13 protein-coding genes are annotated in these 13,439 nt (G+C 70.8%); 2 read left to right on the top strand and 11 right to left on the bottom strand.

Annotated features, from left to right (window positions below; translation table 11 throughout):
- Positions 1–88: 88 nt before the first annotated feature.
- Positions 89–631, top strand: a complete 543-nt coding sequence (locus ACYVAK_RS00145; RefSeq protein ID WP_461056800.1) for an NUDIX hydrolase — start codon at positions 89–91, stop codon at positions 629–631.
- A gap of 3 nt (positions 632–634) precedes the next feature.
- Here ACYVAK_RS00145 and yeiP read toward each other — a convergent pair whose 3' ends face one another.
- Together yeiP and ACYVAK_RS00135 are read right to left on the bottom strand one after the other, a co-directional pair.
- Positions 635–1,198, bottom strand: a complete 564-nt coding sequence (gene yeiP / locus ACYVAK_RS00140) for an elongation factor P-like protein YeiP (protein ID WP_461056798.1) — start codon at positions 1,196–1,198, stop codon at positions 635–637.
- Positions 1,199–1,207: 9 nt separating this feature from the next.
- Positions 1,208–1,978 carry an SDR family NAD(P)-dependent oxidoreductase gene (locus ACYVAK_RS00135; protein ID WP_461056797.1) on the bottom strand — a complete coding sequence of 257 codons (771 nt, stop codon included), beginning with the start codon at positions 1,976–1,978 and terminating at the stop codon, positions 1,208–1,210.
- Between the two features lie 98 nt (positions 1,979–2,076).
- Between ACYVAK_RS00135 and ACYVAK_RS00130 the strand changes: the two genes are divergently transcribed.
- Positions 2,077–3,438, top strand: coding sequence for an HD-GYP domain-containing protein (locus ACYVAK_RS00130; RefSeq protein WP_461056795.1), 1,362 nt, complete (start codon positions 2,077–2,079; stop codon positions 3,436–3,438).
- 15 nt (positions 3,439–3,453) lie between these two features.
- Here the strand turns inward: ACYVAK_RS00130 and ACYVAK_RS00125 are convergent, their stop codons facing one another.
- From ACYVAK_RS00125 to ACYVAK_RS00085, 9 genes are all read right to left on the bottom strand, one after another.
- Positions 3,454–4,320 carry a GNAT family N-acetyltransferase gene (locus ACYVAK_RS00125; protein ID WP_461056793.1) on the bottom strand — a complete coding sequence of 289 codons (867 nt, stop codon included), beginning with the start codon at positions 4,318–4,320 and terminating at the stop codon, positions 3,454–3,456.
- Positions 4,307–5,203, bottom strand: coding sequence for a hydroxymethylglutaryl-CoA lyase (locus ACYVAK_RS00120; RefSeq protein WP_461056791.1), 897 nt, complete (start codon positions 5,201–5,203; stop codon positions 4,307–4,309). Before ACYVAK_RS00120 ends, ACYVAK_RS00125 begins: the two co-directional genes overlap by 14 nt.
- The gene (locus tag ACYVAK_RS00115) at positions 5,200–7,203 is read right to left on the bottom strand and encodes an acetyl/propionyl/methylcrotonyl-CoA carboxylase subunit alpha (protein ID WP_461056789.1); all 2,004 of its coding nucleotides are present in this window, start codon (positions 7,201–7,203) and stop codon (positions 5,200–5,202) included. Before ACYVAK_RS00115 ends, ACYVAK_RS00120 begins: the two co-directional genes overlap by 4 nt.
- On the bottom strand, positions 7,203–7,994 hold the full coding sequence (locus ACYVAK_RS00110; protein ID WP_461056787.1) for an enoyl-CoA hydratase-related protein: 792 nt from the start codon (positions 7,992–7,994) through the stop codon (positions 7,203–7,205). The genes ACYVAK_RS00115 and ACYVAK_RS00110 overlap by 1 nt, the downstream gene beginning before the upstream one ends.
- A 5-nt stretch (positions 7,995–7,999) precedes the next feature.
- Positions 8,000–9,622: a carboxyl transferase domain-containing protein gene (locus tag ACYVAK_RS00105; protein ID WP_461056785.1), complete on the bottom strand. Its 1,623-nt coding sequence runs from the start codon at positions 9,620–9,622 to the stop codon at positions 8,000–8,002.
- Positions 9,623–9,726: 104 nt separating this feature from the next.
- A complete protein-coding gene (locus tag ACYVAK_RS00100) occupies positions 9,727–10,062 on the bottom strand; it encodes a hypothetical protein (RefSeq protein ID WP_461056783.1) in 336 nt (111 codons plus the stop codon).
- Between the two features lie 152 nt (positions 10,063–10,214).
- A complete protein-coding gene (locus ACYVAK_RS00095; protein WP_461056781.1) occupies positions 10,215–11,390 on the bottom strand; it encodes a thiolase family protein in 1,176 nt (391 codons plus the stop codon).
- Between the two features lie 111 nt (positions 11,391–11,501).
- On the bottom strand, positions 11,502–12,146 hold the full coding sequence (locus tag ACYVAK_RS00090; protein WP_461056779.1) for a response regulator: 645 nt from the start codon (positions 12,144–12,146) through the stop codon (positions 11,502–11,504).
- The gene (locus ACYVAK_RS00085; protein ID WP_461056777.1) at positions 12,143–13,312 is read right to left on the bottom strand and encodes a sensor histidine kinase; all 1,170 of its coding nucleotides are present in this window, start codon (positions 13,310–13,312) and stop codon (positions 12,143–12,145) included. Before ACYVAK_RS00085 ends, ACYVAK_RS00090 begins: the two co-directional genes overlap by 4 nt.
- Positions 13,313–13,439: the final 127 nt, after the last annotated feature.

Here is a 13,439-nt window from a genome sequence, read left to right as displayed (position 1 = left end):
TTTCATCCGAGTTTAACCCGGCCTCCCGGCGGCGGTGGGCGCTATGCTTCGGGCTCGCATGGGGCGAAGGACGGGGGCGAAGGAAGCGATGCGGGCACCAGCGGACCTCGCGTACGGATTGGACCGCTACCGCGAGCGGCATCCCGGACAGGCGTCGCTCGTCGACGAGTTCGAGGCCTTGCGTTCGGAAGGGCGTCCCGCCTTCCAGCGCGCTCGTCTGGCCGGGCACTTCACCGCGTCGGCGTTCCTGGTGTCGGAGGACGGCCGGCGCGCCCTCCTTCTGCATCACGCCAAGCTCGACCGCTGGCTGCAGCCGGGGGGGCATTCGGACGGCGATACCGACCTCGCGAGCGTCGCGTTGCGCGAGGCGGAGGAGGAAACGGGATTGCGCGAGCTGCGAGTGGAGACCGACATCTTCGACATCGACCGTCACCGCATTCCGGCCCGTGGCGCCGAGCCGGAGCACTGGCACTACGATGTCCGCTACGTGGTGCGCTGCAGCGGCGACGAGTCGCCGCGGATCAACAGCGAATCGCGCGCGTTCGCTTGGCGGCCCATCGAGGACCTTGCCGGGGACGGGTCGCTCGACCCGTCGATCCGGCGGATGGCGGCGCGCTGGCTGGCGCGCTGAGGCTCAGGCGCGGCCGGAGAACTCGCCGGTCGCGGTATTGATCAGCACCTTCTCGCCGTTGCTGATGTACTCCGGGACCATGATCTCGATGCCGGTATTGAGCTTGGCCGGCTTCGGACGCTTGGTGGCCGTGCCGCCCTTCATTTCCGGCGGCGTGTCGACCACTTCCAGCGTGACGGTGGCCGGCAGCTGCAGCGCCACCGGCGCGTCGTCGATGGTCTGGATGTAGCAGCCGGTCAGGCCGTCGGTGATGTAGCCGGCGGCCTCGCCGATCGCGTCCGGGTCGAGCGTGTACGGGGTGAAGTCCTCGTCGTCGAGGAACACGAAGGCCTCGCCGTCCTTGTACGAAAAGCTCGCCGCCCGGCGGACCAGGTCGACGTCCTTCAGCTCGTCGTCGGCGCGCAGGCTGAGGTCGAGCTTGGTGCCGCCCGGCACCGAGTACATCGTGAAGCGGAAGGTGACGTTGCCGCCGCGGCCCTGCGGCGCGCTGCGCTCGATGTCGCGGATCTGCCAGACGCCGTTGTTGTGCTCGACGACGTTGCCCTTCTTGATCTCGAAAGCCTTCATGGGATGCCCTTACTTCGGCTGCATGCGGATGGCGCCATCGATGCGGATGGTTTCGCCGTTGAGGTAGCGGGTCTGGAGGATGAAGCCGACGGTTTCCGCGAACTCCTCGGGCTTGCCGAGGCGCGAGGGGTAGGGCACCTGGGCGCAGAGGCTCTGGTAAACGGCTTCCGGCATGCCGTCGACCATCGGGGTGTGGAACACGCCGGGGGCGATGGTCATCACGCGCACGCCGATGCGGGCGAACTCGCGGGCCATCGGCAGGGTCATGCCGACCACGCCGCCCTTGCTGGCGGCGTACGCGGCCTGGCCGATCTGGCCCTCGTAGGCCGCGACGGACGCGGTGTTGACGATGACGCCGCGCTCGCCGTCCTCGCCCGGCTCGTTGCCTTGCATCAGCGCCGCCGCGGCCTTGGCCACGTTGAAGCTGCCGACGAGGTTCACCATCACCGTGGTGGCGAAGGTGGACAGCGGCATCGCGCCGTCCTTGCCGAGCACGCGGCCCGCGCCGAGGATGCCGGCGCAGTTGATCGCCGCGTTCAGGCCGCCCATCGCGTCCTTCGCCGCCTGCACGTTGGCCGCCACGCCGGCCTCGTCGCTGACGTCGGTGCGGAAGAAGTGCGCGTTGCCCGCGCCGAGTTCGGCCACCGCGGCCGCGCCGCGTTCGGCGTTCACGTCGAACAGGGCGACCTTGCCGCCGTTCGCGACGAGGAACTGGGCCACGGCGAAGCCGAGGCCGGAGGCGCCGCCGGTGACGACGGCGCGGACGTGGTTCAGATGCATGGGGTGCTCCCGAAAAGACGCCGGATTTTACCCGAGCCCGATGCCCGGTCGCCGGCTTCCGGGGCACACTGGCGCCATTGCGAGGGCTGGGAGGGGGCATGGAGCGGATCGCGGTCGAGCGCCTGCGGGTGGGCCTCTGGGTATCGATGGAGAACGTGCCGGGCACCGGCTTCCTGCTGCGCAGCGAGGCGCAGATCGCGACCTTCGCGCAGGTGGGGGTCAGCCACGTCTGGCACGAGCCCGAGCGGAGCGAGGTGGCGCCTTTGCCGGCGCCCGAGGCTGCGCTGGCGACCCTGCCCGGCCCGGAGGCGGCGGCTGGCGACGCCGACGCTGCCGAGACGGTCATGACCAGCGCGTCCACCGTCGCAGGACGTGTCGAGATCGTCGCCGCGCCCGAACCCGGCCGGCTCGAGGGCGAAGGACTGGCGCACGGCCCCCGCGTGTCGGCATTCGATGACGAGCCCGCGACGGCCCCACCGACCGATGCGCTCGATGCGCAGCGGCAGAGCCTCGATCGCTGCGAACGCCGGTTCAGCGCCGTCTCGAAGGCCTTCCGCAACGTGCTGCAGAACGTGCGCGCCCAGCCCGAGGAGGCCCGCGCCATCGCCGAGGTCGAGGTCGGCGGCATGGTGCGCGCGGTGCGGGAGGAGCAGGACGTCGCCATCCGGCTGCTGTCGGAAAAGGCCGGGCAGGAAACCGCGCTGCACGCCATCAACGTCTCGGTGCTGTCGGTGTTGCTCGGCCGCGCCATGGGCCTCGACGACGCCATGGTCGAGGCCATCGGCCTGGGGGCGCTGCTGCACGACGTCGGCAAGATCGAACTGCCCGACGTGATGCGGGGCAAGGCCGATTCGCCGAACCCGACGGAACGCCGCATGTTCCAGAGCCATGTCGAGCACAGCCGCACGCTGGCCGAGCGCATGGGCTTGGGCGAGGCCGCGGCGGCCGTCGTCGCCCAGCACCACGAGGCCAGCGACGGCAGCGGCTATCCCATGGCGCTGAAGGGCGAGGCCATCCACCCGGCCGCGCGCGTGGTCGCCCTCGTCAACCACTACGACAACCTGTGCAATCCGCCCAACCCGATCCATGCGCTGACACCGCACGATGCCATCGCGTCGGTGTACCGGAAGACCAAGGAGAAGTTCGACGCCGCGGCGCTGAACGCCTTCGTGCGGATGATGGGCATCTACCCGCCGGGTTCGGTGCTGCACCTGTCCGATGGCCGCTTCGCGCTGTCGGTGGCGGTGGATCCCGCCAACGCGATGAAGCCCAAGGTGCTGATCCACGACCCGGCGGTGCGCGCCGAGGAGGCGCTGATCGTGCCGCTGGCCGAGCGTCCGGAACTCACGATCCAGCGCGCCATCAAGCCGCAGGCGCTGCCGCGAGCGGCCTTCGACTACCTGCAGCCGCGTAAACGCACCAGCTTCTTCGTCGAATCACGTTCGCGGCGCTTCGGTTGACGCGCAGCCAGCGCGTCAAAGCGCCCGCAGGTAGAAGCGGTTGCAGCCGAAGTGGCCGGTGGCGCCCATCGCCTGCGTGACGCGCTGGAAGCCGGCGCGCTCGTAGAGCGCCTGCGCCGCGTTCATGCCCGTCAGTGTTTCGAGATAGCACTGCCGGTAGCCGAGGTGCCGCGCGGCATGCAGGCAGCGCGCGATCAGCGCCGTGCCCGCGCCGAGGCCTCGCAGGCCGGGCTTGAAGTACATCTTGCGCAGCTCGCAGACGCCGTCGACGCCGTCCAGCGCGGCGATGCCGCCGCCGCCCATCACCGTGCCCCCGACCTCGACGACGAAGTAGGCCGCGCCGCGCCGCGCATAGGCCGCATGCATCGCGCCGACCTCGGCGTCGTGGATGGCGAAGCCCGGGCCGTCGGCGCCGAATTCCGGCATCACCGTCCGGATGATGTCCGCGACCGCGGCATCGTCCGTCGAGCGGATCGGGCGCATCACGAAGCGCGGCGTGTCCTCGATCTGGCTGAGGTCGGCCTTGCGCACCCAGCCGGCGTCGCCCTTGGACGAGTAGCACCAGCGCCAGCCGCCCTGGTCTTCGCCGACCAGCAGGCGCTCGCCGGGCGTCAGCGCCAGCTCGCGGGCGTCGTACGCCGCGATGGCCTTCGCCGTGGCCGGGAGGGTGTCGAGCGACTGGCCCTCGTCGAGTTCGAAGGCGCTGCGCAGCGTCCAGCCCTCCGCGCCGCCCGGCGTGATGCACCAGTGGAAATCCGGCCACTCGTCGTCAGTACGGGTGATCGTCAGGTGCTCGCCGGCGTCGAAGGCGATCGGATGGTCGTAGGTCGGTCGGCGGCCGGCATAGGCCACGGCCGCGCGCAGGGGTTCATGGCTTTGCACGGTTCACCTTGCTCATGGAGTCGCGGTCCAGCACCGACGACAGCCAGCGGCCGGTCGCGATGAGCGCGTCGAGGTCGACGCCGTGGGCGAAGCCCATGCCGTCGAGGAGGTAGACGATGTCTTCGCTGGCGACATTGCCGCTGGCGCCTTTTGCATACGGGCAGCCGCCGGTGCCGGAAACGGCGGCGTCCACGACGCGCACGCCGGCCTCGAGGCAGGCGGCGACGTTTCCCACCGCTTGGCCGTAGGTGTCGTGGAAATGCACGGCGAGTGCCGCCATCGGCACCTCGGTGGCGACGGCCTCCAGCATGGCGCGGGCCTTGCGCGGCGTGCCGACGCCGATGGTGTCGCCCAGCGAGATCTCGTAGCAGCCCATCGCATGCAGGGCCTTGGCCACGCGCACGACCTCGGCCACCGGCACCTCGCCCTGGTAGGGGCAGCCCAGCACCGTCGAGACGTAGCCGCGCACGGCCACGCCGTCGCGCTTCGCCGCGTCGAGCACGGGCGCGAAGCGCTCCAGCGATTCGGCGATGCTCGCGTTGATGTTGGCCTTGCTGAAGGCCTCTGAGGCCGCGCCGAACACCGCGATCTCGGTGACGCCCACCGAGCGGGCGCGCTCGTAGCCCTGCAGGTTGGGCACCAGCACGGGATAGCGCACGCCTTCGCGCTTCGCCACCCCGGCGTACACCTCGGCAGCATCCGCCATCTGCGGTACCCACTTCGGGCTGACGAAAGCCGTGGCCTCGACGGTGCCGAGGCCCGTCGCGGCGAGCTTGTCGATCAGGGTGATCTTGTCGGCGGTGCCGACCAGCACCTTCTCGTTCTGCAGGCCGTCGCGCGGGCCGACCTCGACGATGCGGACGAACTCGGTCGCGGCGCTCATTCCAGCACCACCAGCACGGCATCGGCCTCGACGAAGTCGCCGGCGGCGGCGCGCACTTCCTTGACGGTGCCGGCGCGCGGGGCCTTGAGGCTCAGCTCCATCTTCATCGCTTCCATGACGGCGCACTCCTGGCCTTCGGCCACGATGTCGCCCGGTTTCACCTTGGCGATCACCACGCGGCCCGGCATGGGTGCCTTCAGCGTGCCGTCGCCGCCCGCGCCGGCCTTGCCGGCGAAGGCGTAGGCGCCGAGGCGCTCGATCAACCAGCGCTGCGTGCCGTCATGCAGCAGGACCGAGCCGGCATCGACGTGGGCCCGGGCCAGCACGGCGACACCATCGACGCGCGCCGAGGCGCGGCCATCGTCGCCGAGCCGCAGGCCCTCGACGCGGAACGCGGTGGCCTCGCCGTCGAGGGCGATGGCGTAGTCGCCGCCGTGGCCGCGCGCGTTCAGCACATGGCGCTCGCCGCCCGACGCCAGCACGAGCCGCCGCGCACCGCCGTGCCCGAGGCGCCAGCCGTCGGCGATCGCCCACGGGGAGGTCGGGTCGGGGCCGGCGGCCGCACGCTCGCGCGTGGCCTGCTCCTCGCGCAGCAGCACCGCGGCGGCGGCCAGCGCCAGCATCGGTGCGGGCGGTGGCGTCGCGGGGGTGAGCACCTCGTCCAGCGCGCGGTCGAGGTAGCCGGTGTCGATCGTTCCTTCGACGACGCTCGGGTGGCGCACCAGCGCTTCGAGGAAGGCGATGTTCGATTTCGGGCCGCGGATGTCGCAGTCGGCCAGCGCCTCGCGCAGGCGGGCCAGCGCCCGCGGGCGCGTTTCGTCCCAGACGATCAGCTTGGCGATCATCGGGTCGTAGAAGATCGTGACCGTGTCGCCCTCCACCACGCCGCCGTCGAGGCGCACGTGCGCCGACGGCGCCGGCAGGCGCAGGCGCTCCAGCGTGCCGGAGCCCGGCAGGAACCCGGCGGCGGGGTCCTCGGCATACAGGCGCAGCTCGATGGCGTGGCCGTCCTGGCGCACCTCGTGCTGCGCGAAGGGCAGGGCCTCGCCGGCGGCGACGCGCAGCTGCAGCTCGACGAGGTCGAGCCCGGTCACGAGTTCCGTCACCGGATGCTCGACCTGCAGCCTCGTGTTGATCTCCATGAAGTAGAAGCCGCCGTCCTGGCCGACGATGAACTCGACCGTGCCGGCGTTGACGTAGTCGATGGCCTTCGCCGCCTGCACGGCCGCCGCGCCCATCGCTTCGCGCAGGTCGGTGTTGAGGAAGGGCGAGGGCGATTCCTCGACCACCTTCTGGTAGCGGCGCTGCGCCGAGCACTCGCGCTCGTTGAGGTGCAGGGTGTGGCCGTGCGTGTCGGCGAACACCTGGATCTCGATATGGCGCGGCTTCTCGACGTAGCGCTCCAGCAGCACGCGGTCGCGGCCGAAGGCGTTCTTCGCCTCGCGCTGGCAGCTCTCCAGCGCCGCGGCGAAGTCGGCGGACGCGCGCACGATGCGCATGCCCTTGCCGCCGCCGCCGTGCGCGGCCTTGATCATCAGCGGATAGCCGATGGCGTCGGCCTCGCGCTGCAGCAGGGCCGGGTCCTGGTCCTCGCCGGTGTAGCCCGGCACCACGGGCACGCCGTGGGCGCGCATCAGCTCCTTGGCGCCGGCCTTGCTGCCCATCTTTCGCATCGAGGCGCCGGAGGGGCCGACGAAGGCGATGCCGGCCGCGGCGACGGCATCGGCGAAATCGGCGTTCTCGGAGAGGAAGCCGTAGCCCGGATGGATGGCCTGCGCACCGGTGCGCTTCGCCACTTCGAGGATGGCATCGCCGCGCAGGTAGCTGTCGCCGGGCGCGGGGCCGCCGATGCGGTGCGCCTCGTCGGCGAGGCGCACGTGCTGTGCGTCGGCGTCGGCGTCGGAATAGACGGCGACCGTGCGGATGCCGAGCTTCCGGGCGGTGCGGATGACGCGGCAGGCGATCTCGCCTCGGTTGGCGATCAGGAGCGTTTGGAACATCAGGGGTTCACCCAGCGCGGGGCGCGCTTGTCGAGGAAGGCGCTCAAGCCCTCTTGTCCTTCGGCCGAGACGCGCAGGCGCGCGATCAGCCGGGCGTTTTCGGTGTCGATGCGTTCCGCGTCTTCGCGGGTGGTGCCGCCCATGCGCAGCGCCAGGGTCTTCGCCTCGGCCTTCGCGATGGGGCCGCCTTTTCCGAGCCAGTGCAGTTCGCGGTCCACGGCCTCATCGAGTTCGCCGGCCGTCACGCAGCGGTGCAGCAGGCCGATGCGCGCGGCTTCCGGGGCCTCGAAGACTTCCGCGGTCTGGAACAGCTTCCTCGCGTTTCTCGAACCAATCGCGGCCACGACGTAGGGCGAGATGACCGCGGGAACGAGGCCCAGCTTGGCTTCCGACAGCGAGAATTTCGCGCCCTCGACGCCGATGGCGATGTCGCAGCAGGCCACGAGCCCCACGCCGCCGCCGTAGGCCGAGCCGTTGACGCGGGCGATCGTCGGCTTCGGGAAGAAGTTGAGCGTACGCATCAGCCTCGCCAGCTCCAGCGAGTCAGCGAGGTTCTCGGCTTCGCTGGCTTTCGCCATGCCGCGCATCCAGTTCAGGTCGGCGCCGGCCGAGAACGTGCTGCCCTGGCCGGTCAGCACCAGGGCGCGCACGCCGTCGTCGGCCGCCAGCGCATCGAGGGCGGCGTTCAGGGCCGCGATCAGCCCCGCGTCGAAAGCGTTGTGGACGTCGGCGCGGGCAAGGGCGAGGCGGGCGACGCCGCCGTCAATCGAAAGTGAGATCGGATCGCTCATGGGCCTTACATCCGGAACACGCCGTATCGCTGCTCGGTGGTGGTCGTGCGCTCGATCGGCGCGTTCAACGACGCCGACAGCGCGAGGCCCAGCACCCGGCGGGTGTCGGCGGGGTCGATGATGCCGTCGTCCCACAGGCGCGCCGTGGCGTAGTACGGGCTGCCCTGCGTCTCGTACTGCTCGCGGATCGGCGCCTTGAAGGACTCTTCCTCCTCCGCGCTCCAGGCCTTGCCGGCGGCTTCGAGGCCGTCGCGCTTGACCGTGGCGAGCACGCTGGCGGCCTGCTCGCCGCCCATCACGCTGATGCGCGCGTTCGGCCACATCCACAGGAAGCGCGCGCCATACGCGCGGCCGCACATCGCGTAGTTGCCGGCGCCGAAGCTGCCGCCGATCACCACGGTGAACTTCGGCACGTGCGAGCAGGCGACGGCGGTGACCATCTTCGCGCCGTCCTTCGCGATGCCGGCGTTCTCGTACTTCTTGCCGACCATGAAACCGGTGATGTTCTGCAGGAACACCAGCGGGATGTTGCGTTGGTTGCACAGCTCGATGAAGTGCGCGCCTTTGAGCGCGCTCTCGGCGAACAGGATGCCGTTGTTGGCGACGATGCCGACCGGGTAGCCGTGCAGGTGGGCGAAGCCGCACACCAGCGTGGTGCCGTAGCGCGCCTTGAACTCCTGGAACTCGCTGCCGTCGACGAGCCGCGCGATCACCTCGCGGATGTCGAAGGGCTTGCGCGTGTCCTTCGGCACCACGCCGTAGAGCTGCTCGGCGGGGTAGGCCGGCTCGCGTACCGGCTGCGTGGCCACGGTCGGCGCCTTCTTGCGGTTGAGATGGGCGAGCACGTCGCGGGCGATGGCCAGCGCGTGGCGGTCGTCTTCGGCGTAGTGGTCGGCCACGCCCGAGATCCGCGTATGCACGTCGGCGCCGCCGAGCGCCTCGGCATCCACCACCTCGCCGGTCGCCGCCTTCACCAGCGGCGGGCCGCCGAGGAAGATCGTGCCCTGTTCCTTGACGATGATGGATTCGTCGCACATCGCCGGCACGTAGGCGCCGCCGGCCGTGCAACTGCCCATCACGACCGCCACCTGCGGAATGCCGAGCCCGCTCATGCGCGCCTGGTTGTAGAAGATGCGGCCGAAGTGCTCCTTGTCCGGGAACACCTCGTCCTGAAGAGGCAGGAAGGCGCCGCCGGAATCGACGAGGTAGACGCAGGGAAGGCGGTTCTCGAGGGCCACCTCCTGCGCGCGCAAATGCTTCTTCACCGTCATCGGGAAGTAGGTGCCGCCCTTCACCGTCGCGTCGTTCGCCACGACGACGACCTGCTGGCCATGCACATTGCCGATGCCGCAGATCATCCCCGCGGCCGGCGCCGCGCCGTCATACAGCCCCTCGGCCGCGAGCGGCGCGATCTCGAGGAAGGGCGAGCCGGGATCGAGCAGCGCCTCGATGCGCTCGCGCGGCAGCAGCTTGCCGCGTTCCGTGTGTTTCGCCCGCGCTTTCTCGCCACCGCCCTCGGCGGCACGTGCGAGTCGCCGTGCAAGCTCATCGACGTTGGCCTTCAGCGCTTCGGCGTTGGCGAGGAAATCCGCTGAGCGTGGATCGATCTGGCTGTGCAGCTGGGGCATGGTGGTCAGGGGCTCGACGACAGAGCGCGATGGTAGCCGCTGGGCGAAAAAAAACCGCCGGGTTTCCCCGGCGGTTTTCCTTGCGAAGGACTCGCAGCCCGGAATTACTGGGCCGGGGTCTCTTCGGCCGGGGCTTCCTCGGCGGCCGGCTCGACAGCGGCGGCGGCGTCGGCGGCAGCGCCTTCGACGGCGGCAGCGGCGTCGGTCGCGGCGCCTTCGACGGTGGCAGCGGCGTCGGTGGCCGCGCCTTCGACAGCGGCGGCGGCGTCGGCGGCCGGGGCCATCGCGTCAGCGGCGGGAGCCTCGGCGGCGGGGGCTTCAGCAGCCGGGGCCTCAGCCGCCGGAGCTTCGGCGGCCGGGGCGGCTTCTTCGGCCGGCTTCGAGCAGGCGGTCAGGGCCAGGGCGACGGCCAGGGCGAGCAGCGACTTGTTCAGCGACATGGAATGAGTCCTCGTCAACACGTGTAAGAGATAAGAAAAAACGTGCGCCTGTTCCGACGCACGTTGGTGAGCATCATGACAAGAACCTAAACGGAGTCAAGTGCTTCCGGAAGGTCTTTTCGGGGGGGCTGCCACCCCCGGAAGTCACGGGTTCAGGGCAGCTCGACGGCAACGGCCGTCGCCTCGCCACCGCCAATGCACAGGGCGGCCACCCCCCGCTTGCCGCCGGTCTGGGCCAGGGCGTTCAGCAGGGTGACCAGCAGCCGGGCGCCCGAGGCGCCGATGGGGTGGCCGAGAGCGCAGGCGCCGCCGTGGATGTTCAGCTTGGCATGCGGGATGCCGAGCTCGCGCATCGGCGCCATGGCGACGACGGCGAAGGCCTCGTTGACCTCGAACAGGTCGACCGAGTCCACCGTCCAGCCCGCCTTGTCGAGCACCTTCTGGATGGCGCCGACCGGCGCCGTGGTGAACCATTCCGGCGCCTGCGAGTGCGTGGCGTGGGCCACGACACGGGCCAGCGGCTTCGCGCCGAGCGCCTTGGCCTTCTCGGCCGACGCCAGCACCAGCGCGGCAGCGCCGTCGTTGATCGACGAGGAGGCGGCGGCGGTGATCGTGCCGTCCTTCTTGAAGGCCGGCTTCAGGGTCGGGATCTTCTCGATGTTGCAGCGGCCCGGCTGCTCGTCCTGGTCGATGGCGGTGTCGCCCTTCTTGCCGGCCACGATCACCGGCACGATCTCGGCCTTGAACTTGCCCTCGGCCTGCGCGGTCTGGGCGCGGCGCACCGATTCGGCGGCGTAGGCGTCCTGCTCCTCGCGGGTGAAGGGGTACTTGGCGGCGCAGAGCTCGCCGAAGCCGCCCATCGGCTGCTTGTCATAGGGGTTGGTGAGGCCGTCCCACGCCATGTGGTCGAGCATCTCGGCGCTGCCGTAGCGGATGCCGGTGCGCGAGCCGTTCAGCAGGTGCGGGGCGTTGGTCATGCTCTCCATGCCACCGGCGACGACGACGTCGGCCGAGCCGGCCTTGATCAGGTCGGCACCCAGCATCACGGCCTTCATGCCCGAGCCGCAGACCTTGTTGATCGTGGTGGCGCCCGCGGCGGCCGGGATGCCGGCGGCCAGCATGGCCTGGCGGGCCGGTGCCTGGCCGAGACCGGCCGGCAGCACGCAGCCCATGATCACTTCCGACACCGCCTCGGCGGCCACGCCGGACTGCGCCAGCGCCCCCTTGATGGCGGCCGCGCCGAGCGTGGGCGTCGGGACGCCGGTGAACTGACCAAGAAGGGCGCCGAGGGCGGTGCGCTTGGCGCCGAGGATGACGATGTCCGACATGGGAGGGTCCCGGGGAGGAAAGGCCGGATTATCCGCCCCGGGTGGTTTCAGCTGCAAACGTATGCACGCGGGAAAGTCGAACGGCCCGCCGGTGCGGAACTGGCGGGGCGCCTACAGCAGCCTCTGGCTGATCGCCTTCATCACGGCATGGGTGCGGTCGCGGCAGTCGAGCTTCACCAGCAGGTCGGAGATGTAGTTCTTGACCGTGCCCTCGGAGAGGTGCAGCACGCGTCCGATCTCCTTGTTCGAGTAGCCGCCGGCCACGAGCTTGAGGATGCTGGCCTCGCGTTCCGTGAGGTGCGATTGCCCGACGCCGCGCTCCGGCGGCAGAAGGGCACGCACCGGGCCCAGTGACACGGGCTGCAGCAGGGTTTCGCCGCGCGCCACGCGGTCGATGGCCTCCTGCAGGTCTTCCGGGGCGGCGTCCTTCAGCAGGAAGCCCTGCGCGCCGGCCTCGATGGCGGCCAGCATCAGCGCGCTGTCGTCGAAGGTGGTGAGGAGGATCACCGGCGTGGCGTCGCCCGCCTCCCGAAGGGCTCGGATCAGGCCGATGCCGCCGAGCCCCGGCATGCGGATGTCACTGACGATCACGTCCACCGGGCGTTGCGGCAGCGCGGCCAGCAACCGTTCCGCATCGGGGCTTTCCAGCGCGATCTCGAAGCCGAGATCGACGAGCAGCGCCGAGAGGCCCTTCAGCACGAGGGCCTGGTCGTCGGCGAGGGCGATCCGCGTCCGCCCGGCGTCGCGGCGGCTCACGCGGCCACCGCGGCGGCGATGTCGGGCAGTTCGGCACGGAAACGCAGGCCGTGGGGTGCTCGTGGCTCGATGTGCAGCTCGCCGCCGAAGGCCGCCAAGCGCTCGCGCATGCCGCGCAGCCCGTTGCCCTCGGCCAGCGGCAGGCGCCCTTGGCCGTCGTCCTCCACGCTCAGGCGCAGGCGACCGTCCGCGGTGTCGACGCGCAGGGCCACGTGCGAGGCTTGGCCGTGGCGCAGGGCGTTGGTGAGCCCCTCCTGGGCGAAACGCAGCAGCACCTCGGCCTGCGCCACCGAGGCCACGCGGGCCTGGTCGCGGCCTTGGAGCTCGACCCGCACGCCCGGCAGTGGCCGGGCGAGCGCGGCGAGGGCATCACCAAGCTGGATGCCATCGTGCTGGCGCAGCTCGCTCACCACGGCGCGGATATCGGCCAGCAGCTCGTCGGCCAGCTGAAGCGAGATGCCGAGTTCCTCCCGGCCGGCGAAGGCCGGGTCGCGGTGCAGGGCGCGCAGGTGCAGCTTCAGCGCCGTGAGCTTGTGGCCCGCGACGTCGTGCAGTTCGCGCGACAGGCGCAGGCGTTCGTCGCTGCGGGTGGATTCCTCGAGCAGGCGCTGCGTGGCCTGCAGCTCGGCGTTGAGGTCGGCCAGAGCCTCGCGGCCGCGCTCGCTGCGTTCGGCGTACATCGCGGTCAGCGCCGCGAAGGCCTGGAACCCGAGCATCGGCAGGATCGAGAGCAGCAGGTCGTCGAGCTCGAAGCCACGCAGGCGCCACAGCCCGAGCACGGCGGCGTTGAGCACGACCAGGATGGCGGTCGCCAGCGGCATCGACAGCATGGTGAACAGCTGGCCCGAGACGATGATCAGCAGCACCGACACGCCGGCCGAACCCAGCAGGTGTTGCGCCAACACCACCATCAGCCCCTGCGCCAGCAACGCGGCGATGGCGCGGGGTCGATGCCGGGCATGGTCGATCACGTGGGCGGCCTGCAGCACGAACAGCCCGAGCATCGCGAGCAGGGCGGCGAAACCCAGCCAGACGCCGGCGTCGCCGCGGGCCAGGGCGGCGGCGGGAACGGCGCTCGCGGTGACGCCCGCCCAGGTGATGTAGGCCGCCCAACTCAAGGGGGCGAAGAGGCGGGTGCGCGTGCCGCGGGCGAATTCGGATTCCATGCCGACAGTATCGGCGCACGTACGCCCGGATTTCGCCCTCTCCGTGGCGAAGGTGACTTTTCTCACCCCGCACGGGTGCCGACCGGCACCTCGGCGCGGCGCGGCGCGATGCGGAGACTGGCGGCAC

This window comes from Silanimonas algicola (assembly GCF_054777375.1).
The sequence above is the reverse complement of the archived record's forward strand: the minus strand, read 5'-3'. Positions and strand labels throughout refer to the sequence as shown.

What these genes read in the sequence shown, in the direction of transcription:
- ACYVAK_RS00145 (WP_461056800.1), top strand. Translation starts at nt 89, where the DNA reads ATGCGGGCACCAGCGGACCTCGCGTACGGATTGGACCGCTACCGCGAG.
- yeiP (WP_461056798.1), bottom strand. Translation starts at nt 1,198, where the DNA reads ATGAAGGCTTTCGAGATCAAGAAGGGCAACGTCGTCGAGCACAACAAC.
- ACYVAK_RS00135 (WP_461056797.1), bottom strand. Translation starts at nt 1,978, where the DNA reads ATGCATCTGAACCACGTCCGCGCCGTCGTCACCGGCGGCGCCTCCGGC.
- ACYVAK_RS00130 (WP_461056795.1), top strand. Translation starts at nt 2,077, where the DNA reads ATGGAGCGGATCGCGGTCGAGCGCCTGCGGGTGGGCCTCTGGGTATCG.
- ACYVAK_RS00120 (WP_461056791.1), bottom strand. Translation starts at nt 5,203, where the DNA reads ATGAGCGCCGCGACCGAGTTCGTCCGCATCGTCGAGGTCGGCCCGCGC.
- ACYVAK_RS00115 (WP_461056789.1), bottom strand. Translation starts at nt 7,203, where the DNA reads ATGTTCCAAACGCTCCTGATCGCCAACCGAGGCGAGATCGCCTGCCGC.
- ACYVAK_RS00110 (WP_461056787.1), bottom strand. Translation starts at nt 7,994, where the DNA reads ATGAGCGATCCGATCTCACTTTCGATTGACGGCGGCGTCGCCCGCCTC.
- ACYVAK_RS00105 (WP_461056785.1), bottom strand. Translation starts at nt 9,622, where the DNA reads ATGCCCCAGCTGCACAGCCAGATCGATCCACGCTCAGCGGATTTCCTC.
- ACYVAK_RS00100 (WP_461056783.1), bottom strand. Translation starts at nt 10,062, where the DNA reads ATGTCGCTGAACAAGTCGCTGCTCGCCCTGGCCGTCGCCCTGGCCCTG.
- ACYVAK_RS00095 (WP_461056781.1), bottom strand. Translation starts at nt 11,390, where the DNA reads ATGTCGGACATCGTCATCCTCGGCGCCAAGCGCACCGCCCTCGGCGCC.
- ACYVAK_RS00085 (WP_461056777.1), bottom strand. Translation starts at nt 13,312, where the DNA reads ATGGAATCCGAATTCGCCCGCGGCACGCGCACCCGCCTCTTCGCCCCC.